Below are 23750 nucleotides of genomic sequence, written 5' to 3' on the forward strand. Positions count from 1 at the left end.
TATCAAGTTCTAAAATTTCAACAGAATAACCTGGAACAGAAAATGGATCACTGTTCAATACCTGTGAAAAAACATGAATTTCCTTAGGGTTATTCCTCCGAAATTAAATTGGCGAATAATTTTCAGCACCAGAGAATTTTATCCTTCCTAAACTTAGGTGCTATTATTTCTGCTGGCACCCAGCATAGATTTCCTATAAAAATAAAAACTTTATCCTATAGTCTGAAAATAAAAATAGAATCCTTCCTATTTGCAAAAAGGGAAGCATTTTGCTTCCCTTTTGTTTAAAGAACAATTTTCCAAGTAGCTAACTAACAATAATTATTCTATCTAACTATTCGGTTAAAATTACAACTTCAACCCTGGCTTTACTAGTAAATATTTAGCGAAATATCATACTATAATTGCCACTGATCAACTACAATTGCAAACGTTACTTCGATTTCTCATTTTGAGATATATGTATTGTCTCCGATCACTTATTTCCTGGAATTATCGGTTTCATAATAAACTCATACGACATATCCTCAGCATATAACCGGTATTCTTCCCAGGCTTTTGCTCCCCAACTGTTATCACCACCAAGTCCCATCTGTTCATGATCGATATGCACACTGATCAGCGCTCTCGGCTTGACATCGGTAGTATGACGATTATGTTTTTCCCGACCTTCATCAAAATCTTCGGTAAGGTTATGATGCGCACTGAAAGAGAAAGCAGGCAACCCCTGGAACAGGATTCCTTTACCATTAGCATCTTCGAACTTCAACCAGCGAACACCTGTTCTGTTACCATTTTCCTGAGGCCTGATATAGGCAAAATAGAGGTCCTTAACTTTCATATCATAGGTTCCCATGAATGAAGATGCCTTTCTGTCTATATAATTTTCATGTGGACCTCTTCCATACCATTGTACATTATCCATAGCTACGGGTAAGATCATATCCATACCGAATCTCGGCAGTTCTTCCTTCTCTGAATTTGCCGCTACTTTGAATTCATTTCGAACAGAAATTTCACCGGCCCGATTGATGGTATAGATCTCTTTTAACATTGCCTGCTGAGCGGTTAATTCCTTTTCGATTGTTACCCTGATCGATTTACCCTCCTTATCTATCGTCACATCCTTAATCAAAGCCTTTGTACTTGCTTCTTTCCAGCTTTCCGTTCTCTTTTGCTGATTATTCCCATAATCATTATCCGTTGGCGCTCTCCAGAAATTGGTTTCCGGTCCTGAAGTCATCAATTCATTTCCATGATCTGTCCAGCTAAGTATTGTACCTTTTTGTAAGTCAAACATCACTTCAAACTCCTCCCCGTATACACGCAACTCAGTCTCTGACTTTTTATACTTAATCTTTTTGCCATCTACCTGTGTATTCAACCCTACGAGGTTCAATCCTGATGATGCTATTGGAAGTTGATCAAAGAATTGCTGATGACCTTTATTTACCAGAGGGGTAGTCTTTGTTGTAAATCCTTCGATCGTCACAAAATACTCACCAGGTAAGCTCACAATACTCTGATCGACAGGTAGCTGAATAACCTCAGAAGCCTGAGGATTTACTTCAGCAGTGAATTCACCACTTGCAACGACAGCACCATCCTTTAATACCGTATATTTAAATATATAATCATCCAGTTTTGTAAAGAAGAAACGGTTCTGAAGTCTTACTTTGAATCGATCTTGATCTTCCCATTCAAATTTCGCGTTCTGATAAGCAAACTTAACCTCTTCCATAGCCGGATGGGGTGTTCTGTCCGGATTCAAAATTCCGTTAAGGCAGAAGTTACCATCGTTTCTATATTCTGACGGAGCGAAATCACCTCCATAGGCCCAGTATTTCTCTCCATCCTCCGTATATTTCACCAATCCCTGATCTATATAATCCCAGATGAAGCCACCTTGAAACTTGGGTTCCTTATAAACCATCTCCCACCAGTCAGAAAGATTTCCGTTGCTATTTCCCATCGCATGGGAATATTCACACCATATAAAAGGTCTTTCCGGATCCCCTTTCAGGTAATTCGTAACCGATTCTCTTCCTGCATACATCCAGGCTATGATATCCGTATGCTTTTCTGTCGTATTGGTTTCACGTTCTGCTCTTTCGTATTGCACTAACCGGGTCGGATCCGTTTCCTTTACCCAGTTATAAGCCTTTACAAAAGTAGGACCATCTCCTGCTTCATTTCCTAATGACCAGATAATTACGGAAGGATGATTTCGATCACGGGAAACCATACGCGCCACCCGATCGAGGTGCATCGGTTCGAATTCAGGTTTATTTGCCGGTGTCTTATCGATATCATACCCAAATCCATGAGTTTCTATATTTGCTTCATCGATAACATAGATACCATATTCATCACAGAGTTCATACCAATACGGATCATTCGGGTAGTGACAAGTACGTACCGCATTGATATTGTTCTCTTTCATCAAACGAATATCCTGCAGCATCAGCTCCTTACTGACAACATGTCCTTTACTTTCGTCATGTTCATGTCGATTTACACCTTTTAAAATAATAGGTTTCCCGTTAACCAGTAACTGACCATCTTTTAACGCAACACTGCGGAATCCGATCTTTCTGGAAGTTGCATGTGTTACCTGCCCCTTGTCATCAAGAATTTTGATAAGCATCGTATACAGGTACGGTGTTTCGGCTGTCCACGCGTCTACATTTTCAATCACAGCAGCGATCGAAACCACTGCCTCATCCTCTGTAGCCGCCTTAAACGCTTCAGCTTTTTTGAAAACTTCCGTATTCCCTTTAAGCAGGGATACTTCAACTGTACCTTTTGAAGAACGATTTCCAAAGTTCTTCAATGTAAAAGCAGCGTCGAACTTTCCATTGGTATAGGTAGGATCTAAGGTAGCATCTACGATGATATCCCTAAGGCTCATCTTTGGAGTCGCGTACAGGTAGACATCTCGTTCAATTCCGCTTAAACGCCAGAAATCCTGATCTTCAAGATACGAACCATCAGACCAGCGAATCACTCTTGCAGCAATGCTGTTCTCTCCTTTTGTGATATAAGGTGTAACATCGAACTCCATCGGGGTTTTACTTCCCTCACTATAACCGACCTGTTGTCCGTTTACCCATAGATACATGGCAGAATTAACTCCTGCGAAATGAAGAAATAGCTGTTCCCCATCCCAGCCTTCCGGCAATTGAAAGGTTCGATAATAATTACCTGTTGGGTTATAATCATGTGGGACGTAAGGGGGATTTATATCAAAAGGATATCCTGCATTGACATACAATGGAAAATCATCGGTATGAAATTGCCAGTCTGCAGGAACCGGTATTTTTTGCCAGTCGGAACGATCAAATGTTTTATCGAAAAACCCTTCCGGAGCCTCCTCCATATTTTTTGATAATTTAAAATCCCATTCTCCATTCAATAGCAGATACCTCTCAGAAGCGAGCACTTTAAGAGCATTTTGAGCATTAGAATACGGAATAAAAGTTGCATGTGGTTTCGTTGTATTCACAGAGAACACCTTAAGATCTTCATATTCGGGAGATTGCTGATCTTGAGCAATACCGGCAAACGTACCGGTCAACATTAATAAGCAAAGTGGTAATTTTCGCTTGTGGCGGGTTAAAAACATCTATGTAGGATTAGTTTAAAATTTTCTAAAACAGAAAATGCAAGGTAAGAATTTATAAGTGTATTCAGAACACTAATAAATTGAAATCTTTCTTAAATTTTTTATGAATTATGGAATATGGATTATGAATTATGAATTATGAATTGTGGATTAAGGATCACTGGAGTCGGGGTATAAGCCCTAAATAGCGACGACACGCGACGACTGCGCCGCATAGGATCCTGCCTCGCCGGTAGGCAGGATCGTCACTTCCATTGCGCCAGCAGACAAAAATTTTTTAAAATTAATCTTCAGCCATATGCTTTACCGAACCCAGCGCTCTCGGCCATGTCTTATCAAAATATTCAAGGTTTGCCTCATCGATATCCATGCTCACTTCCACCAGTGTATTTCCGTTATTCTCCGTGAGATCATATCGCTCAATCGCGCCTGCCCATTTCTTCACATTTTCGCTGTCCAGGTCTTCCACCCCATCCATGATCATCCCGAGATGCCTGAAAACCATCAAAGATCCCGGGATTATATCTTCGATCTCGGAGACCATACCATCACCCTTGGCATCATGAAAGATCACCCTGCTACCTTTTTGCCAATCGGTGGTGACATCTGAACCCTCTGCAAATGCGGAGGTCCATTTGGGATAGGTTCCCTCACCCCATAAAACTTCCCAAACCTTATCTTTTGAGGCTTGAATCGTAATCGAATATTCTCTGCGTTCCACTTTCTTATCGTTTAAATTTAAAGTTACATCATAATCTTTCCGGTACTACTAATTTAACAATAGAAAATAATCCGGAACCAACGATTTTCGAAGTAATATTGTATCTTGACCGGAATTAAAGAATATCGAATGAACCGCTTTCTAATACTATTTTGCCTGTTTCTTATCAGCACCTCCACCACCTTTGCACAATCTTTAGAATCTTATCTGATACCCAACCCCAAAAATTTGGAAACGGCTTCAGATATTGCTTTGGAAGCCCCCTCCAGGGATGCATTATATGCATTTATATTACCCTTAATGGAAGCTTATGCTTCTCCACTAGAAGCCAGATTTTTGGTTCCTAACGGAAATAAGGACAGCTTATCGGTTCATCTGGATACAAGTAATTCAGCACTAAAAGCTCAGGAATACGTCCTTGATATCAAACATAATTCGATCTTTCTTATTTCCGGAGATGATGCGGGCTTGTATTATGGAGTACAAACTTTACGACAGGTATTATCTTACTATAAAGACACAGAGACCGCCGTTCCATCGATGAAAATACAGGATCATCCCGATTTTGAAAGAAGAGGTTTTATGCTGGATATAAGCCGGGATAAGGTTCCAACCATGACATCCCTTTATAAACTGGTCGATCTGCTGGCAATGCTAAAGATCAATGAATTACAGCTATACACCGAACACACCTTTGCCTTCAGGAATCACCGCACCGTTTGGGAAGATGCTTCCCCTATGACCCCGGCACAGATCCGCGAACTGGACGCATATTGTAAAAAGCGTTTTATCGATCTCGTACCGAACCAAAATAGTTTCGGACATATGGAAAACTGGTTGAAGCATGATGAATATCTTCCCCTTGCGGAATGCCCTGACGATTGTAATACGATCTGGGGAATGCGAAAAAGAACCAGCCTCGATCCAACCAATCCGAATTCCCTTAAATTAATGGAAGAACTCTATGCCGAACTTTTACCAAATTTCAGCAGCGAATACTTCAATATCGGTTGTGACGAAACCGTAGAGCTCGGTCTTGGAAGATCTAAAGAAATATGTGATGAACAAGGAAAAGGCAATGTTTACCTGGATTATGTCATCAAACTTAATGAAGCTGCGAACAGAAATGGTAAAAAGGCTCAATTCTGGGGAGACATTATTTTAAACCATCCGGAACTTATCGCCAGGATCCCGGAAAACATGACCGCATTGGTTTGGGGTTATAGCGCCGATTATCCCTTCGAAAAAAACCTCCCGAAATTCAAGGAGGCCGGTATCCCTTTCTATGTTTGTCCCGGCACTTCCAGCTGGCGTTCACTGATCGGACAAAATGAAAATGCATTCACCAATTTAAAACGTGCTGCTCAGGAAGGACTTGCGAATAAGGCTAAGGGGTATTTAAATACCAATTGGGGAGATTATGGTTACTGGCAACCTTTCTCGATCACTTATGCACCCTTGATGGCTGGTGCGGCCTATTCATGGAACGCAAACAGTGATCCTGTTAAAAACCTGGAATTTCAATTGAACCGGTATGTTTTTGAAGATGAAACACAAAATACTGCCAGGGCCATTCTTAAACTAGGAAATGCTTATACTTTAACCGGAATACCGGCAGGTAATGCCAATCTTTTTCACCTGATGCTGCACCGTTATAAATGGACCATCAATGGAAACTATCAGACAAAACAAATAAATAAAAATGGTCTGAACGCTGCTGAGAAGGAAATCAATGATGCCCTTGGAATTCTTGAAAGCGGTGCGATGCGTTCAAAAGATTCTGCTCAGGTAATGGCCGAGATAAAACTCGCCGCTGCCCTTTCTCTCCATGCCATCCATCTCGGAGAAGCAAGAATGAACGCTCCCGAAATGGCTACAAAGAATATACCTCAGGATATTAAACAGCAACTTCATGATGAATTGGAACCCTTGATCGAAAAGTATAAGGAATTGTATGTGATCAGAAATAGAAAAGGCGGACTGGAAGATTCAGTCAGCAAGCTTCAGGAGGTTTTAGATGCTTACAAATAGAAGGTTTTACACCAAAATTAAACGTTAAACAAAATTTTATTCCTGCAGATGATCTTCATGATTTAACAGGAAAAATATCTTGATCTTAACCTTTAATTATAAGTTATTAATTATCTGATTTGCAATTACTTATATTATATTTTAACAATAGTGCTCAAGTAAAGAGCGAACAGGGATTTTATCGAGTCAAATTCATTCACAAGTCCAAAAATGAAACATAGCCCCGATCATAAGCACTATGCCTGCATCCTTTCAATAGAATTGCGACATTCTTCTTATTACCGTCAATAATTCATCATGATCATGCATGGAAGAATGCTTTACAGGTCTTACCTCAGTCAGACCCGTCGTAATTCCATCTCCACCTGCGTTGACCTCTTTTTGAAACTCTGAGACCGTCAATAGCATATCAGCATCGGAAAAACTGTCATTCATACAATTTCCTGAGTTTTCCAAGAACCATGCATCCTGTGAAGGTCCGTCATAAATCGCACCCCACAGACTTACAAGTGTACCATTACGCAACTGATCGATTACAATATAAGGAGGATCCACTCTGTTTTCCAGAATAATTTCCAGAAGATGTGGCGACAAAGCTCCTTGTTCTCTACCCATATTCTTTTGAAGCGATTGCATACTATGATCACATACAATGACCGGTGATATAGTTGAGATCTCAGCGATAAGCCGATCCATATCTTGTACAGATATTGCATTATACACCTCCAGAAGCACCACCGCCTGGCCATATTGTCTTGATTCCAATCCGCTTACCATTAACTTTTGTAAGTGTCCCTGCTGAGCATATGATGCGTTAAGCGATATTAAAAATAGGGGTATTGAAGTAATTAGGGTTCTGATACTTTTCATTGTTAGTTCCATCTTTCTGTATTTAACCTTAGTAGTATTCGATAAAGGTTTGAGGAACCATAAAGACAATTCAGGTCAGTTCCGGACAAGATGAATTGCGGCGATCACATCGTGGTAACTAATCGCTGATTTAAGTGTAGTATCCCAGTTCTCAGGCAAGTCTGATCGGGTTTCAGCTTTTACTCCTTCTGAGACAGTAGCATTATAGATCGCAACCATCCAGGCGATCTTATCCATCTCCTTATTTCTTTGATCCGCAATATCCTCAGAGGATGCAATAGAATCCTTATTCAGTAGGATAAGTCGTTTAGGTTGATCAGGATGATCAGGATCATATCCTGTAATTCTATAGGCAACCGGATCATCATCGACAATGATAAAAGGAGTATCATAGCCGATCTCAGCCATCAGCAATTCTGTTTTATTGGATAATAAGAACCGATTACCCTCCAATGAATTTGAAAGCAAGTCCTGATCAGATTGATCGAGACAGATGACCGGCCCCTGGGATGCGATGACTTTCATCAATTCATGATGATCGGATAAAGAAACCCCATGACCATTTCTGAGTATCACGATTGGTTCCATGGTCCAGTCTCCTGAAAAGCCTGCTACATGTACCTGTGGATGTTCCTGCATTGCAAAGACTGAAGAGAAGGTTAAAAAGATCAAGACACCGCAAAACCTTTTTAAATTACTAAAGGTGTATTTCATATCGATAGTATTTAATTAAACGCGGGGGAGTCTTATACTATAAAGATAACGATAATACCACAGTTGTTACAGGGTATATTTCACTGTTTTTCAGGTAAATACCCCCTTTTTACTTATATCAGTACATCGGCGATAAAAAAACCCGCTCTTCAGGCCAAAGAGCAGGTTCTTCAAAATCAAAAATCAAAAATCAATCAAACCGATAAAGATTTATAAAGATCCATTCCATGATCAATAGGATCATTATTCACCTGAATTTCCGGATTAGTACAGTCAGGTCAGATTCGTATGAAAATAAAGAATTCTTACCCCCTATGAACACATCCGTATCGGTGTCAATTACTATTAAGACGTTTGAAAATTGAAAAACCCTCAATAAAAAAGTAAAAAAATGGAAAAAAAATGTGATTCGAATACCTTGTAAAAATTCCATCACTATTCAGATACGCCAAAATTAATCATAGCAGGAACATTTATCATCAGTCTTTTTGCAGTATCACAAAAAAACCCGGTCATTCTATTGACCGGGTTCATTCATACTTTTTATAGCGTTGCTATCAAATACTCAATTGATCGAATACTTCCCGTACTTCTGTATCGGAAGGACGTGGTGCATCATAATCAACGATCTTTCCTTCCGGATCGACAATGATAAATCTTGGAATACCCTTGATCATATAATCTTCCACGAATTGAGATTTCCAATTGTTATCAGCAAGTAACTGAACACCTTTCAATTCTTCGTCTACTACCATCTTCTTCCAGGTCTCATAGTCTTTTTCCTCATCGATCGAAATACTGACGAACTCGATGTTCTTCCCGTGATAATCTGTTTCCAGTTGTTTTAAAGATGGAATCTCTCGCCTACAGGGTCCGCACCAGGTTGCCCAAACATCGATATAAAGATATTTTCCTTTCAGGTCTTCCAGTGAAGTGGTTCCCCCGGCATGATTTTCGTAAGACTTGAACTCCGGTGATGGATTTCCTGAAGCCAAGGACATAAGTTTATTATAATCGGCAGTGATCTTCTCTTTGTGCTCGGCATTGGTTGAAGACTTCTGAAAAAGATCATAATAATTTTCAAGTTCATCTTCTGAATATGCCATATTATAGCGGGCAGCATCCCAAAGCAACGTATTTCTGATCGGTTCGCTCTGGATTCCGGCAACCTCTTTAAGATAAACCATATAATAATTAGCTGTTGAATCCTTTTTCATTGCTTCATCCGCTAATTCATTATAATGAGCACTTACCAGATTCTTATAGGCAGAAGAAAAAGTAAAATCTTCAGTTTTATTGTAATCAATACCATCAAGCTCGCTCTTTAAGACATCTGAGGCTTCATAATCGGGCATTTCGGCATAATGTTTATGATACATCGGATAGCGATTCAGCATTTCCAGATATGCATATTCCAGATTGCGTTCCTCCTTAGCTTTGAAGTCTTCTGATACTCCTGCCGTTGCGCTTAATAGCGTTTTTTGTGCCTCCTTAGCCTCCTTTAATGCTGCTATATAAGCAGCTTCATCCAATTTATAAAGTTCTACACCCTGACTTCCGATGATCTCTTTATACTTCTTCGTCTTTTCAAAGAGATAATTACTGTTAGCGATATTATCACCAGAAAGAGCAAAGGTCTTGTCATGATCGGTAGCATCATAGGTCATGTTCAGATTTGAACCTGGCTCGATGTAGAGATTATCAACATTTTTTCCATCATGGATCGTGTAAACTCCAGGAGCGAGCTTTAGTGTATCCATAAAGCTTCCATCCTCTTTAAGAGCGACTTTCAGGTTTACACTTCGATCATTGTTAAACATAGTGAGCTCTTTTGCTTTCTCATTGGTGATCTTACCTGAGAGCACTGCATAATCCACAGGTGTTTCCTGCTTACAAGCTACCACCGATAGTGCAGCAAGGAAAATCCAGTTTTTTTTCATTTTTGGGTAGTTTTAATTATTAAAATTCATTTAAGTGTCAGGGGCTTATAATCATTATAATGAATCCGGTTTTTAAAATTATCCGTTAACTTCCAAAAACACAATTCAAATGGCCTGATCTTAATTATCAGCATCCCGCAAATCACAGCTAAAATAAAGAATTTCCGAAGGTAATAGAGGTAATTTTACACAACAAAAACTTAATAGCTTATTTCCAGTCACTTACGTTTAATCAGTGATAGAAACGATCAATTTTGAACCGGCTATGAATCCCAATATTTTCTTAAAATTTTATAAGGCATTACTTTAAATTTTCAGGACTACAGGCTCGGGACCTGAATTTTTATATATTTATGAGCTTGAAATAATAATCCTAACCATAACTATGAAGCAAATCTTTTATTGCGGATTAATTTTTGCCATGGGCTGCAATAGTGCTCAGAACAAATCTGCTGATCCGGAGAAACTCACTGAAGCAACCGAAGAACAGCGTATAAGCTTCGCAAACACCATTACTGAAGAAGAATTAAAAGAGCATCTTTACACCTACGCCTCTGATGAATTCAAAGGAAGAGAGACGGGAACGGAAAGTGAAAAGACCGCAACAGCCTATCTAAAGAAGAATTATGAGGAAATGGGCATACCTGCTGCTAAAGGAGGGGATAACTATTTTCAAAATGTGCCTATTGAACAAACGGAAATCCCTACCGGTTCGATCACAATTGACGGCAAAACCTATACGATCGGCAGCGAAATAATCACATACTCAAGTCTGAAAGGAAATGATCTAGAAATTGCTTATGCAGGTTATGGAATCGATTCTCCTGATTATTCCGATTATAATGAACTCGATGTGAACGGCAAGATCGTACTCATCAAGTTAGGGGAACCCATTAGTGCAGACGGTACCTACCTGCTCAGTGGAAGCAAGGAGCCTTCAGACTGGTCTAACTGGAGAGAAACTTTATCGAAACGTGTACAGATCGCAAAAGAAAAAGGCGCTGCAGGTGTATTATACAGTGATGACCAATATTTTGGACGGACTAAACAACGATTTGATTATTATAAATCTTCAGGTCACAGCGGTCAAATGCGTTTGAAAAGTGACGATAACCCGATCGCGGTTATGTTCATCAATTCGGAAACCGCTGCAAGTATCTATCCTGAGTTTGCAACTGCTGAATCAGGTTCAGTGCTTGCAACGAAAGCACAGATCGATATCGATAATCATGCTAAAGAAGTTACTGCAAATAATGTGGTAGCCCTCATCAAAGGAAAAACCAAACCCGATGAATATGTTGTGGTTTCTGCCCACCTCGATCATGTTGGAGTGGACGCCAATGGAAATGTATTCAATGGTGCAGATGATGATGGTAGTGGTACAGTAGCTGTATTGGAAATCGCCGAAGCATTTAAAAAAGCTGCAGATGCAGGTTATGGTCCTGACCGTTCTATTATTTTCCTCCATGTAACCGGAGAAGAAAAAGGATTGTTCGGTTCCGAGTATTATACAGATCACCCGATATTTCCATTGGCTAATACGGTAGCTGACCTGAATATCGATATGATCGGTCGTATCGATCCAGACAGAACCGGAGACAGAAATTATATCTACCTGATCGGCTCTGATAAGCTCAGTACTGAACTACACAACCTTTCAGAGGAAGTAAATAAGAAATATGCTAATATTCAACTGGATTACAAATACAATGATAAAAACGATCCAAACCGTTTTTATTACAGAAGTGACCATTACAATTTTGCAAAGAATAATATCCCGGTAATCTTCTATTTTAATGGAACACATGCCGATTATCACAAGATTTCGGATACTCCTGACAAGATCAATTATGACTTACTGACCAACAGAGCAAGACTGGTTTTCCAAACTGCCTGGGAAGTAGCCAATCGCCCGGAAAGAATCATAGTTGACAAAGCAGAGGCTACCGAATAAAAAGTAGTAAACATGTAAACAGATAACCGTTTACATAGAATGTTTTACGGAAAACAGCAAACAGTGATCGGGTGACTGATAATTGTTTGCTGTTTTTTTTATGTTATGAAGTTACAGAGTTACGAGGTTACAGAGTAACAATGTAGTCACAGAGTCACAAAGTCACAAAGTCACCTTGTAACATTGTAACATAGTTACAGCTGTAAAATTCAATAAACAAAAAAAGCCTCCAGATAAATCTGAAGGCTTAAACGGGTGGAAGACCGGGTTCGAACCGGCGACCTCTGGAACCACAATCCAGCGCTCTAACCAGCTGAGCTACAACCACCGTTTTAAAGAACTGCTTGCTGTTGTTGCAAAGCAGGTGCAAATGTAATCTATTTTATTATTTCCCGCCAAAAAAAAAATCAAAAAATTATCGGGATTTTTATAGTGATCTCTATTTCAGATCCCAAACCGAATTAACTGCTAAGAGTCGCTCTACAGTAAAGCCCTCAGCATGATCCGTTCCGGTTAACCGGCCCAGATCACGTGCCCTGTAATCCAGACTGTCAAAAAAGTTTCTCGAAGTTATCGGTGTTTGAGGTTCCTCGCTATTTGGATCATAGAATTGGGAAGCATAGGCCTTGATCGACTCCATTTTCACATCCATATATCCGGTAACATCAACCACGAAATCAGGCTCCAGGTTTTTCCATTGGATATAATGATACACCACTTTAGGTCTCCATGGAAGTTGCACTTCCCCATCCAGTAAGGTCACAACCTTTACGAGTCCACTTAAAAAGCAGGCATCGCTTACCAATTTACTACCTTTCCCGTGATCGATATGACGATCATCGATCGAGTTACAAAAAACGATCTCCGGACGATATTTACGAATCATTTTGATGACTTCCAGTTGATGCGCCTTGTCATTAACAAAAAATCCATCGGCAAAACGCAGATTCTCCCGCACCGACACCCCTAAGATCTCCGCAGCTTTAGCGGCTTCAAGATCTCTGAGTTCTGCGGAACCGCGGGTTCCGAGTTCTCCACGGGTAAGATCGATGATCCCGGCCTTTCTTCCTGATTTAATTTCTTTAGCAAGTGTTGCTCCACACCCAAGTTCCACATCATCCGGATGACTTCCGAATGCAAGAATATCTAGTTTCATAAATAGTATGCTGTTTTCACGACAAAAGTAAGCAATGTTTTACATTCGTCCCTAATGCCCTGAAATACATCCAGTGGTATATTACCCTTCTAAACGTAACGTTTTAGGCAGTTACGGTCATTTTACCTGCGGCGAGTACTGCCTGTTCAATATCAGCAATTATATCCTTACGGTCTTCAATCCCAACTGAAAAGCGTAACAAACGATCACTGATACCCTGGGATTTTCGTTCTTCAGGAGTCAAAAGTGCATGTGAGGTTTTGGAAGGATAAAGAATTGTCGACTCCACCCCTGCCAGACTCATCGAAGGTTTAATAAGTTTCAATGCTTTCAGGAAAGCTGAAGTATCCAGTCCCTCCTTCAATTCGAACGACATCATTCCTCCAAAGCCATTCATCTGTGCTCTGGCGATCTCATAACCCGGATGATCTTTCAATCCTGGATAATAAACCGTTTCAACCGCTTCGTGCTTCTTCAGATATTTTGCAATACGGCGCGCATTACGATTGTGAGCCTTAACCCTTACCCCCAGCGTCTTTATACTGCGCTCGAGTAACCAAACCGTATAATCACTTAAATTTCCACCTAAATTCTTAGCCAGCGAAAACACCTGTTTTATATGTTCATTACTGGCACAAACAGCTCCGGCAAGTATGTCACTGTGCCCACCCAGATATTTAGTCGCAGAATGGATGATAATATCGATTCCAAGATCGGAAGGGTTTTGATTTACCGGACTGGCAAAGGTATTATCAATCATAGAGATCAACCCATGCTTTTTGGCAAGTCCGGCGATCATTTTCAGATCTGTAATGGTCAGTAACGGATTAGATGGCGTTTCCACATAGATCACCTTGGTATTTTCTCTTATCTCCTTTGCAAAGGCATTCTCATCCCAACCTGAGGTGAATGAATAGGCTATCCCGAACTTATCGAATTCTTCCATAATTAAGTTGTGCGTACCTCCATACAGGGTTTGTTGTAAAACCACATGGTCTCCTTTACCAAGAAATGCTAAAAGTGCTGTACTTACAGCTGCCATACCACTTCCAAAGATCAACGCATTCTCAGTATGTTCCAATGCAGCCAGTTTAATGGCCAGAGCCTCCTGATTAGGTGTATTGAAATAGCGTGGATATCTTTTAACTTCAACATCCTCAAAAGCATAAGAGGTAGCCATATACAATGGGGAAACCGCTCCTTTGAATTGTTCATCCTTTAATTCTCCTGCATGCGTACAGACTGTATTAAGTCCGGGCCTTTTTTTCATGTCCATTATTTGCTGATTATCCAGTTTACAATTTCATCATCCATAGGGTCGGTCTTTGGGCTGATCACCTTTTCCAATTGTCCGGATTCATTGATCAGGTATTTCTGAAAGTTCCAGGTAACTTCTGAATCCTGCAGACCATTCTGAGATTTTTCAGTCAGAAAGTGATATACAGGATGCATATCATCCCCTTTCACAGATATCTTAGCCATCATCGGAAAAGAAACTCCATAATTCTGTTCACAGAATTCCGCGATCTCCTCATTGGTTCCAGGCTCCTGATTTCCGAAATTATTTGCCGGAAAACCAACGATCACAAACCCTCTTCCAGAATAGGTCTCATAGAGTTCCTGAAGCTTTTCATATTGCGGGGTAAGACCGCATTTGCTGGCGGTGTTCACGACCATCACTTTTTTGCCTTTCAGGCTTTCCATATTAAAAGGTTTTCCTTCCAGATCAGTCACCTCGAAATCATACAAACGCTTTAACTGTATCGCACTATTAAATTCGATCGATTCTGAATCTTCTTCAGAACCAAAGCCAGAGAAGACCATGGCAAGCACGATCATACACATTGATTTATACATTACTTTTCAATTTTGAACTAAAATTACTAATTCCCGGGTGAATATCGACCGGGCTATTTTTAAATATTTGTTATAAAAATGCTTATACCTGTACACTTTTCCAGGCTCCTTTCCGGAACCAAACCAACGCTAACAAGGCAATCAGGGATTCTGCAAGTGTAATGGCTATAAAAACACCGACGGGACCTTTCGACAAGACAATGGCCACGAGATAAGCAAATGGCAATTGAAAGAACCAGAATGCGATTAGATTGATAACAGTTGGTGTTCGTGTATCCCCGGCACCATTAAAGGCATTGGTAAGCACCATACCATAAGCATAAAAAATATACCCGGCTGCAATGATCTTTAAACTCAGACTACCATATCGAATCACTTCCTGCCCATCACTGAAGAACCTCATAAGCTCGTCGGAGAATACCAGATAGAATACCGATACCCCACACATAAAAAAAGCGGTATATTTCCCGGTCACCCAAACCGATCTTTCCGCCCTATCCGGTTTTCCAGCACCTAGATTCTGACCTACCAAGGTAGCAGCAGCGTTACTCATTCCCCAGGCGGGCATCAACGTAAATACAAGTACCCTTATCGCGATGGTATAACCGGCAAGAGCCTCGCTTCCAAATTCACTCATGATCCGCATTAAAAAGACCCAGCTGGAAGTTCCGATCAGAAACTGTCCGATTCCCCCCAGAGAAACCTTCACCAGTTTAAACATGATCACTGTATTCAGGCGTATACGAGCCAGTGTCAAATGTATTCGCTTGCTGCCGCGAAACAATAGATAGCATTGAAATAAGACCGCTGTACCCCTGCCGATGGTAGTAGCCACGGCAGCCCCTTTAACCCCCATTTCGGGAATGGGTCCAAATCCGAAAATAAAGATCGGGTCCAGCACAATATTCAAACCGTTGGAAAGTATCAAAGTATACATGGCTAAAGAGGCATCTCCTGCCCCTCTAAATACGGCGTTGATAAGAAATAGCATCACAATGGTTATATTGAAACCGATAAGTATTTGTGTATATCCGAATCCTTCCTCAATCAACTCCGGCTCCCCTCCCATTAATTCCAGTATCTCTCTGGGATATAAAAATCCAAGCACTCCGATTACCACTGAAATCATCACCCCGAGTATAATTACCTGGACGGTCGTGATATTAGCGCCTTCAAAATCCTTTTCCCCAACTCTTCTCGCCACCACCGCAGTTGCAGCCATACTCAACCCAATGGCCAGTGCATAAACCAGCGTGATCACAGATTCGGTGAGTCCGATCGTTGCAACCGCATTCGTACTTACTCTGGAAACATAAATGATATCTACCAAGGCGAAAATAGATTCCATACACATTTCAAGTATCATTGGTACCGACAACAAAAAAATCGCCCTTTTAATACTGATATTCGTAAAATCGATATCATTTCCCCTAACTGCCTCCTTGAATAATCCCGGTAAACGTTTCCAGATCGAACGTCCTGACGTCATAATTTAATGGTAATGGTTGATTAACACGAAACTATAAAACATTCGTATACAACCCTGTTTTCGAATTAGAATAATTTTAATGACGTATATATCCTACATTAAAGTAGCCAAACCCCATTAGAATGTTAAATTTGCATTTTTTAAGTAAACTTTAAGACTTAAAAGTAAGGGATTTTAGAATTTCCTGCGTCTATAAGGATAGAAGACCAAGAGTGATTTTATACCTGTTTAACCTATCATATAAATAGGGTAGTTACGTGGATTTTTCCGAGAATTTGATAAAAACAACAGATAAATACTATCGAATTTTCAGAATATTTAAATAATTCTTAAAGTTTTCTAAAAAATTAACAACAGTTTGTGCTTAATCAAACAACCCGCTTAGTTTTGCACAAATCTTGAAATACCTGACTATGAGAAAATTTTTACTAAGTGCCTTACTTTTAGCCACTTCACTGGTATCTGCCCAGATACTGGATCCGGTCACATGGAAGACCGATGTCAAAAAACTATCCGACACCGAGTATGAACTCATCGCCACAGCCACTATCGATATGGGATGGCATTTATATTCACAGGATGTACCCAAGGGAGGACCGAATCCAACCTTATTCAGTTTTAAAGAGAACGATAGCTATGAACTACTAGGAAAGGTAGCTGAGGAAGAAGGTCATACCGTTATGGATCCGACCTTTGAAATGATGATTAAATTTTTCTCGGATAAAGCTGAATTTCGTCAAAAAGTAAAGGTTCTCAAGGATGTAAAAGTTATTAATGGTGAAGTTGAATTCATGGTATGTAACGATACTCAATGTCTTCCTCCAAAATATGTAGATCTTAATTTCAAGGTTAATTATACTGCTCCTGCCGCTGCATCCACTACGAAAGCATCGGAAGCTCCGGTGAAAGAAGAAGTTGTAGTAGAAGAAGCTGAAAAAGCTGTCACAGAGGAGGTTATTCCTGAAGAGACTCCGGAAGTCATCAAGGCAACTGAGACCGAAAAATCACTGGATTCAAAGCCGTCAGCAATTGTCAAACATGAGGACACTCCTAAGTCTGACCGAAGTATCTGGACGATATTTATTCTGGCCTTTCTTTCAGGATTTGCAGCACTTTTAACACCCTGTGTTTTTCCTATGATCCCGCTAACCGTATCTTTCTTTACTAAGCAAAGTAAAACCAAAGCAGCAGGGATTAGAAATGCAATATTATACGGACTCTCAATAATAACGATTTATGTCTTATTGGGAACCTTTGTAGTCTGGATCTTTGGTCCGGATTCATTGAACAGACTTTCTACCAATGTTACCTTTAACATTATATTCTTTCTATTATTGGTGATCTTTGCTATTTCCTTTATGGGTGCTTTTGAGATCACACTACCCAATTCATGGGCGAACAAAGTAGATCAAAAATCCAATAAAGGAGGAGTTGTAGGGATCATCTTTATGGCACTTGCCCTGGCGATCGTTTCTTTCTCTTGCACTGGTCCTATCGTTGGTACTCTACTGGTTGAAGCGGCTTCAAAAGGAGGGTATGCTCCCGTGATCGGTATGTTCGGATTCTCACTTGCTCTTGCATTGCCGTTTACACTGTTTGCAGCGTTCCCGGGTTGGATGAATTCATTACCTAAATCTGGTGGATGGTTAAATACCGTTAAGGTAGTTCTTGGATTTCTGGAACTGGCTCTTGCCTTTAAATTCCTTTCTAATGCAGATCTGGTACTTCAGTTACACATTTTCGAACGTGAAATATTCCTGGCTATATGGATCGCCATCTTCGGTGCCCTGGCCTTCTACCTGTTCGGAAAGATACAGTTACCTCATGATTCACCGGTAACACATATTTCGGTTGGACGGTTATTATTAGGACTATTAGTGCTTACCTTTACCATATATCTAATCCCGGGTCTATGGGGCGCTCCTTTAAAAATGATCAGTGGATTCCCTCCACCGTTAAACTATAGTGAATCTCCTTATGGCGTTGGATATACAAAGACCAGTAATCTTGCCAGCAGTGAAATCAAGGAATTCCCGGAAGGTGCTCATCTCGGACCTCATGACATTATTTCTTTTCATGACTATGAGGAAGGACTCGCCTATGCGAAGAAAGTCGGTAAACCGGTACTGATCGATTTTACAGGACACGCATGTGTAAACTGCCGTAAAATGGAAGACAATGTATGGTCTGAACCCGAAGTTCTCGATATACTGAATAATGATGTGGTATTGATCTCACTTTATGTGGATGACAAACGCGATCTTCCGGATGCTCCGGAGAACATCTCTAAACTTACCGGAGAGAAGTATCGTAATATCGGTCAAAAATGGAGTGAATTCCAGCAGATACGTTATCAGGCAAATGCACAGCCTTATTATGTGATCATCAATCACAATGAAGAAAATTTAGTAGAACCGTCAGCTTATAATCCCGATGTTGAAGAATATTACAACTGGTTACAAGAAGGTGTTGGAAACTTTAAAAAATAAGACCAACGGCCAAGATGATCTGGAAGGATATTTCCTTCCATTTCGCGAGCGCATATTAGGAATCGATAAAAAATACCCTTCACCCTACGGTGAACAACCTTTGATCTATGCAGACTGGACTGCCAGTGGAAGAATGTATCGGGATATCGAAGATAAGTTCGTAAACCAGATCGCTCCTTTCGTAGCAAACACCCATACGGAGACCACTTTTACCGGATCTGCGATGACCATGGCCTATCACAAAGCCCGTACGATCATTAAAAAACATGTGAATGCAGGTCCTGATGATGTACTGATCACAGAAGGTACCGGGATGACCGGTGCTGTAAATAAATTTCAGCGTATTTTGGGAATTCGTCTCAATGAGAACCTGAAAGATCATACCGTAGTACCCGAAGAAAAACGCCCATTGGTATTCATTTCACACATGGAACACCATTCCAATCAGACCTCCTGGCTGGAAACCATCGCGAAAGTGATCGTGATCCCAAGTAATGCAGAAGGTTTGATATGCTTCGACAGCTTTGAAAAGCTTCTGGAAGAACATCAGGACCATCCGATCAAAATCGCCTCGGTAACTGCATGTTCCAATGTTACCGGAATAAAGACCGATTACCATCGCATCGCGAGAATGATCCATAATTATAACGGACTTTGTTTTGTGGATTTCGCATGTTCTGCTCCTTATGTGGAGATCGATATGCACCCCAAAAGAGAGGAAGATTACCTCGATGCCATTTTCTTTTCTCCTCATAAGTTTCTGGGCGGACCAGGATCTTCAGGAGTATTGATCTTCAATAAGAAACTTTATAAGAACATGGTACCGGATAACCCCGGTGGAGGAACGGTATCCTACACCAATCCATGGGGTGACCATGATTATTTCGACGATATCGAATCACGGGAAGATGGAGGAACCCCAGGTTTTCTTCAGGCGATACGTATCGCTTTTGCTATCGAACTCAAAGAAGAGATGGGTGTGGAAAACATTCTGAAAAGAGAGCATTTCCTCAACAAACGTATCTTCAAAAGACTAAGAAAGATCAACAACCTGCATATCATGGCTGATGATCACACCGATCGTCTGGGAATCTTCTCTTTCTATATCGATAAGGCCCATTTCAACCTGGTGGTAAAGCTTCTCAATGACCGTTTTGGTGTACAAACCCGCGGTGGATGTTCCTGTGCAGGTACTTACGGACACTTTTTACTAAACGTAGATCAAACTACTTCCAAAGCTATTGAAAAAAAGATCCTTGAAGGATGCCTGGTAGACAAACCGGGTTGGGTACGGATGTCAATTCACCCTACCATGACCAACGAGGAAATAGAACGTATTTGCGATGCGATTGAAGCGGTTGCGGCCAATCATGAAGCATGGAGTGCAGATTATGATTACGATGCCTCTCACAACGAATATCGTAATAATAAAGTCAAAGGACTTGAAGAGGAATTCATTCAAAACTGGTTCAGCAATTAAGAATCCTATTCCTTTTTAAGAATTCTAATTTTAATTACTCATAACAATTAAAAGCCGGTAACAGCACTGTTACCGGCTTTTATATTTAATAGTATATAGTATAATGTCTTACAGACCGGGATGTCTAAGTTCAGAAAATCTTCTTAAAAAAACTTTTTACAACCTCTGATCATAAATCTTATTTCTTCTTATAATGTTTTGAATATCGCCAGTAACTAACCGCTCCGAGTACAAATACCACGAATACGGAAACATATACAAAACTCGGAGTAATCACCTTGTCACCACTGGCATACGAGTGCAAACCAACCAGATAGAAGTTCACCCCGAAATAGGTCATCATAATACTTGCATAAGCAACAACACTCGCGAAATTGAACGCCCATCTACCGCGTAGTCCTGGAACAAGTCGCATATGTATCACGAAAGCATAAACCATTATACTGATCAACGCCCAGGTCTCCTTAGGATCCCAACCCCAGTATCGTCCCCAACTTTCATTAGCCCATTGCCCGCCAAGGAAGTTCCCTATGGTCAGCATAACTAGTCCAACAGTCAGTGCAAGTTCATTGATGATGGTTATCTCCTGAATATTCAGTGCCATTTTTTCCTTATTCTCCCGTGTTGTAAATATGATGAGCAGCATAGATACCACTCCCAGAATCATTCCCAGGGTAAACGGACCATAACTACCTACGATAACCGCCACGTGAATCATAAGCCAGTAACTGTCGAGTACAGGCTGCAAATTGGCGATCGCCGGATCCAGCCAGTTCATATGGGCACCAAACAGAATAATGGCAGCCACAAAGGCGGTTGAAGCTACCGTTAGATCACTCTTTCTTCCAAAGATGAGTCCGAGTCCCATGGTACTCCAGGCTACATACAACACACTTTCATAGGCATCACTCCAGGGCGCATGTCCGCTGATATACCAGCGCATCCCTAGTCCGATAGTCTGAGCAATAAATAACAAAGCGATCGCAATCTTTGAAGCATTCAGCGCATAATGCAACCATTTTGCATCTCTAAAGATCTGCATAATGATAAATACAAACATGACTACGCCAAACACCATATACCAGATCAGTAATTTTTCAAAGAGGTTTATATTGTTATAAAATACTTCGATATCGATCTTACGATCAGAAGGCATAACCTCTGCCCCGTAATTATGCTGATTCTGGCGAAAAGCTTCAAGGATCTTATCCGCCCTTGAATAATCCCCGCTCACTTTAGCCTCTCTCAACGACATCAGATAGAAAGACAATGAATTATTGATAAAGTTTGCATACAGTGAATCCTTCACCTGGAACTCACCTTTTCTAAACTCCGGAGCTGAGATCCATTTATTATTGGCATCTCCGGGTAATGGATAAATCCTGAGTATTTCTCCACCCAGTGCTTGATTTAATAGTCCGAGTTTCAGATCGAATTCCCTGAATCCCTTTTGAAACTGATTCGGTGTATTGGTCGCATAGGCAGACTCCAGATAAGGCGATAACAAATATTGAGTGCCATCAAAGAAATCAAGCGCTTTAACCAACTCCTGACCATGAGGTACATTCAGGATCTTCCGGATGCTATCATTCTTTCTGGTAATATAGATCAGGTCAACATTATACCAAAGAGCCGGATTTTGTAACATCGATAACAATACCTGGTTCGCATCCATACCTTCGAACTCACCGCTCTTACTCATTTTTCTCAAAAGCTCTGAAGCGAAGGTGTTTACAGGCTTCATCCTACCTCTGTCATCTTGTATTACGAGTTTTCCAAACTTATCAGCATGCGCTTTCGGCACCAGATTCGCTTTTAGCAGGGAATCAATTTGAGATACTGTTGGAGGAACTACTGCATGTTCATGATTATCAGGAACCGAATCCTGCATAGTAACCACTGTTTGTTCATCATCATGTGAATGATCATGATCTACTCCGGTTTCCTGTTGCGCCTGCAGGCTCATAACAGAAAACAATATCAGTAAGGTTGTAAGGCCTGCCTTTTTTGCTTTCACTTTCTTCAACATGATTTCCAACTCCTTAAAACGGGTCTTACCAAAGAACATGATTCCCATCAAACCGGTATATAACAGAAAATAGCCAATATAAGTAATCCAGGTTCCATAGAAATCATGATTCACCGAAAGTCTGGTTCCAAGTTCATCAGGATCGAAACCGGCCTGGAAAAAGCGATAGCCTTCATGATCCAGCACATGGTTCATATAGATATCATAATCAAAAGATCTTTCATCATTTACAGTAACCTTACTCATAAAAGAAGAATATCCGCGTTCAGTACCGGGATACTTCTCTGCAATAAAATCATTAAGCTTTATCGAAAACGGCAATTGATGCCTGATTGACCCATAGGTGAAATAAAAATCGAGCCCGCCCAGCTTCACTTCAACCGGATCGTTGATATATCCTTGTCCTCCCATGATCTTCACCTGCCTGGTCTCACCATTGGTTGTTAGGTCAAGGATTAAGGCATCCTGCATATTTTCCATCTTTTCGGCTGCTTCAACGACACCATAACGACCTTTGACTAATGGATCTGGAAATACGAACTGCATTCCGGCTGCATTATAAAGCGAACGGAACATCAATGGCTGAACACTATCCTTGACAAGCGTACCGCGAAACTGATCTGCCATTCTCATAAAATCACCTTCAAAAGGCGAGCTGATCGTACTCACAGAATCATTCACCGTAAGATTTACAGCTCCATCGGTAGGGATGTTCAAAGCAAACAAAACATTATGAATACTGGAAACCTCACCACTTTTCAGAAAATGATCATGCCGATTCCCTCCCCCTGCTTCAACAATCTTCAAATAGGTGTCCCCATTTTCATCTTCGATGAGTCCTTCTTCTGCACCCTGAATAAAACCCGCATAGGAAACGGTAAACTGCTGCCCATTGAAATCATATTTCCATGGAAGTGTTGTACTCAACGCTTCCGGAGTTACCATGATCTCGTCCTGAAATCCTCTTCTTCGGGTTTCCCCATCTACATCTCCGTCTACGAACAAAGTCAGATACTTTTTCTGAGAAAGAATATAATCGGAAGTTTCTCCTTCACGGATCGGCATCATTCCTTCAAAACTTATATAACGGGTAACAAAAGCGCCCATAATGATCAGAATAAAGGAGATATGTAGCAGGAACACCGGCCACTGCTCCTTTCTGAACAATCGGTAACGCTTGATATTTCCAAGAAAATTAATTACGAAGAACACCATGATCGCTTCAAACCACCAGGTATTATAGATCCATATTTTGGAAGTTTCTGTACTGTACCAACTTTCAATAAATGTCCCGAAAGCCATCGCTGTAGCAAAAACAACAAAGAGAATGGCCATTAAACGTGTAGAGAAAAGTATTTTCTTTATCGACTCAATCATCGGAGGGTATTAATTTGC

Annotated in this window: 14 protein-coding genes and 1 tRNA gene; 4 read left to right on the top strand and 11 right to left on the bottom strand. The window is 40.6% G+C overall.

The features are described 5' to 3' along the window. Positions 1-475: 475 nt before the first annotated feature. Positions 476-3625 carry a beta-galactosidase, LacZ type gene (gene lacZ / locus DMZ48_RS14750; RefSeq protein ID WP_242009222.1) on the bottom strand — a complete coding sequence of 1050 codons (3150 nt, stop codon included), beginning with the start codon at positions 3623-3625 and terminating at the stop codon, positions 476-478. Between the two features lie 283 nt (positions 3626-3908). Continuing rightward, positions 3909-4346 carry an SRPBCC family protein gene (locus tag DMZ48_RS14755; RefSeq protein WP_143955927.1) on the bottom strand — a complete coding sequence of 146 codons (438 nt, stop codon included), beginning with the start codon at positions 4344-4346 and terminating at the stop codon, positions 3909-3911. 129 nt (positions 4347-4475) lie between these two features. Between DMZ48_RS14755 and DMZ48_RS14760 the strand changes: the two genes are divergently transcribed. Next, the gene (locus tag DMZ48_RS14760; protein ID WP_242009223.1) at positions 4476-6377 is read left to right on the top strand and encodes a beta-N-acetylhexosaminidase; all 1902 of its coding nucleotides are present in this window, start codon (positions 4476-4478) and stop codon (positions 6375-6377) included. Positions 6378-6629: 252 nt separating this feature from the next. Here the strand turns inward: DMZ48_RS14760 and DMZ48_RS14765 are convergent, their stop codons facing one another. The 3 genes from DMZ48_RS14765 to DMZ48_RS14775 all read right to left on the bottom strand — a co-directional run bounded on the left by DMZ48_RS14765 (position 6630) and on the right by DMZ48_RS14775 (position 9901). After that, positions 6630-7259, bottom strand: coding sequence for a hypothetical protein (locus DMZ48_RS14765; RefSeq protein ID WP_143955928.1), 630 nt, complete (start codon positions 7257-7259; stop codon positions 6630-6632). Between the two features lie 63 nt (positions 7260-7322). Beyond that, positions 7323-7961, bottom strand: coding sequence for a hypothetical protein (locus DMZ48_RS14770; protein ID WP_143955929.1), 639 nt, complete (start codon positions 7959-7961; stop codon positions 7323-7325). A gap of 557 nt (positions 7962-8518) precedes the next feature. Next, positions 8519-9901, bottom strand: coding sequence for a TlpA family protein disulfide reductase (locus DMZ48_RS14775; RefSeq protein WP_143955930.1), 1383 nt, complete (start codon positions 9899-9901; stop codon positions 8519-8521). Between the two features lie 385 nt (positions 9902-10286). On the opposite strand from DMZ48_RS14775, the gene DMZ48_RS14780 reads away from it, so the two are divergent. Continuing rightward, positions 10287-11855, top strand: a complete 1569-nt coding sequence (locus DMZ48_RS14780; RefSeq protein ID WP_143955931.1) for a M28 family peptidase — start codon at positions 10287-10289, stop codon at positions 11853-11855. 253 nt (positions 11856-12108) lie between these two features. On the opposite strand, the gene DMZ48_RS14785 is transcribed toward DMZ48_RS14780, so the two are convergent. From DMZ48_RS14785 to DMZ48_RS14805, 5 genes are all read right to left on the bottom strand, one after another. Continuing rightward, positions 12109-12184, bottom strand: a tRNA-His gene (locus tag DMZ48_RS14785). 110 nt (positions 12185-12294) lie between these two features. Further along, positions 12295-13011, bottom strand: coding sequence for a bacillithiol biosynthesis deacetylase BshB1 (gene bshB1, locus DMZ48_RS14790; protein WP_143955932.1), 717 nt, complete (start codon positions 13009-13011; stop codon positions 12295-12297). Between the two features lie 103 nt (positions 13012-13114). Further along, positions 13115-14281, bottom strand: a complete 1167-nt coding sequence (locus DMZ48_RS14795) for a trans-sulfuration enzyme family protein (protein WP_143955933.1) — start codon at positions 14279-14281, stop codon at positions 13115-13117. A gap of 5 nt (positions 14282-14286) precedes the next feature. Next, entirely contained in the window at positions 14287-14868 is a 582-nt protein-coding gene (locus DMZ48_RS14800) for a glutathione peroxidase (protein WP_242009224.1), read from the bottom strand. An 82-nt stretch (positions 14869-14950) separates the two neighbouring features. Then, positions 14951-16357 carry an MATE family efflux transporter gene (locus tag DMZ48_RS14805; RefSeq protein WP_143955934.1) on the bottom strand — a complete coding sequence of 469 codons (1407 nt, stop codon included), beginning with the start codon at positions 16355-16357 and terminating at the stop codon, positions 14951-14953. Positions 16358-16770: 413 nt separating this feature from the next. Here DMZ48_RS14805 and DMZ48_RS14810 point away from each other — a divergent pair, with 413 nt between their 5' ends. Next, complete coding sequence (locus tag DMZ48_RS14810; protein WP_143955935.1) at positions 16771-18846, top strand: protein-disulfide reductase DsbD family protein; 2076 nt, start codon at positions 16771-16773, stop codon at positions 18844-18846. After that, on the top strand, positions 18827-20326 hold the full coding sequence (locus DMZ48_RS14815; protein ID WP_242009225.1) for an aminotransferase class V-fold PLP-dependent enzyme: 1500 nt from the start codon (positions 18827-18829) through the stop codon (positions 20324-20326). The genes DMZ48_RS14810 and DMZ48_RS14815 overlap by 20 nt, the downstream gene beginning before the upstream one ends. Positions 20327-20504: 178 nt before the next feature. On the opposite strand, the gene DMZ48_RS14820 is transcribed toward DMZ48_RS14815, so the two are convergent. Next, complete coding sequence (locus DMZ48_RS14820) at positions 20505-23732, bottom strand: cytochrome c biogenesis protein CcsA (RefSeq protein WP_143955937.1); 3228 nt, start codon at positions 23730-23732, stop codon at positions 20505-20507. Positions 23733-23750: the final 18 nt, after the last annotated feature.

The sequence above is a fragment of the Robertkochia solimangrovi genome, from assembly GCF_007279655.1.
Classification (GTDB): Bacteria; Bacteroidota; Bacteroidia; order Flavobacteriales; family Flavobacteriaceae; genus Robertkochia; species Robertkochia solimangrovi.

What these genes read in the sequence shown, in the direction of transcription:
- DMZ48_RS14820 (WP_143955937.1), bottom strand. Translation starts at nt 23,732, where the DNA reads ATGATTGAGTCGATAAAGAAAATACTTTTCTCTACACGTTTAATGGCC.
- lacZ (WP_242009222.1), bottom strand. Translation starts at nt 3,625, where the DNA reads ATGTTTTTAACCCGCCACAAGCGAAAATTACCACTTTGCTTATTAATG.
- DMZ48_RS14805 (WP_143955934.1), bottom strand. Translation starts at nt 16,357, where the DNA reads ATGACGTCAGGACGTTCGATCTGGAAACGTTTACCGGGATTATTCAAG.
- DMZ48_RS14760 (WP_242009223.1), top strand. Translation starts at nt 4,476, where the DNA reads ATGAACCGCTTTCTAATACTATTTTGCCTGTTTCTTATCAGCACCTCC.
- DMZ48_RS14810 (WP_143955935.1), top strand. Translation starts at nt 16,771, where the DNA reads ATGAGAAAATTTTTACTAAGTGCCTTACTTTTAGCCACTTCACTGGTA.
- DMZ48_RS14780 (WP_143955931.1), top strand. Translation starts at nt 10,287, where the DNA reads ATGAAGCAAATCTTTTATTGCGGATTAATTTTTGCCATGGGCTGCAAT.
- DMZ48_RS14775 (WP_143955930.1), bottom strand. Translation starts at nt 9,901, where the DNA reads ATGAAAAAAAACTGGATTTTCCTTGCTGCACTATCGGTGGTAGCTTGT.
- DMZ48_RS14765 (WP_143955928.1), bottom strand. Translation starts at nt 7,259, where the DNA reads ATGGAACTAACAATGAAAAGTATCAGAACCCTAATTACTTCAATACCC.
- bshB1 (WP_143955932.1), bottom strand. Translation starts at nt 13,011, where the DNA reads ATGAAACTAGATATTCTTGCATTCGGAAGTCATCCGGATGATGTGGAA.
- DMZ48_RS14770 (WP_143955929.1), bottom strand. Translation starts at nt 7,961, where the DNA reads ATGAAATACACCTTTAGTAATTTAAAAAGGTTTTGCGGTGTCTTGATC.
- DMZ48_RS14795 (WP_143955933.1), bottom strand. Translation starts at nt 14,281, where the DNA reads ATGAAAAAAAGGCCCGGACTTAATACAGTCTGTACGCATGCAGGAGAA.
- DMZ48_RS14800 (WP_242009224.1), bottom strand. Translation starts at nt 14,868, where the DNA reads ATGTATAAATCAATGTGTATGATCGTGCTTGCCATGGTCTTCTCTGGC.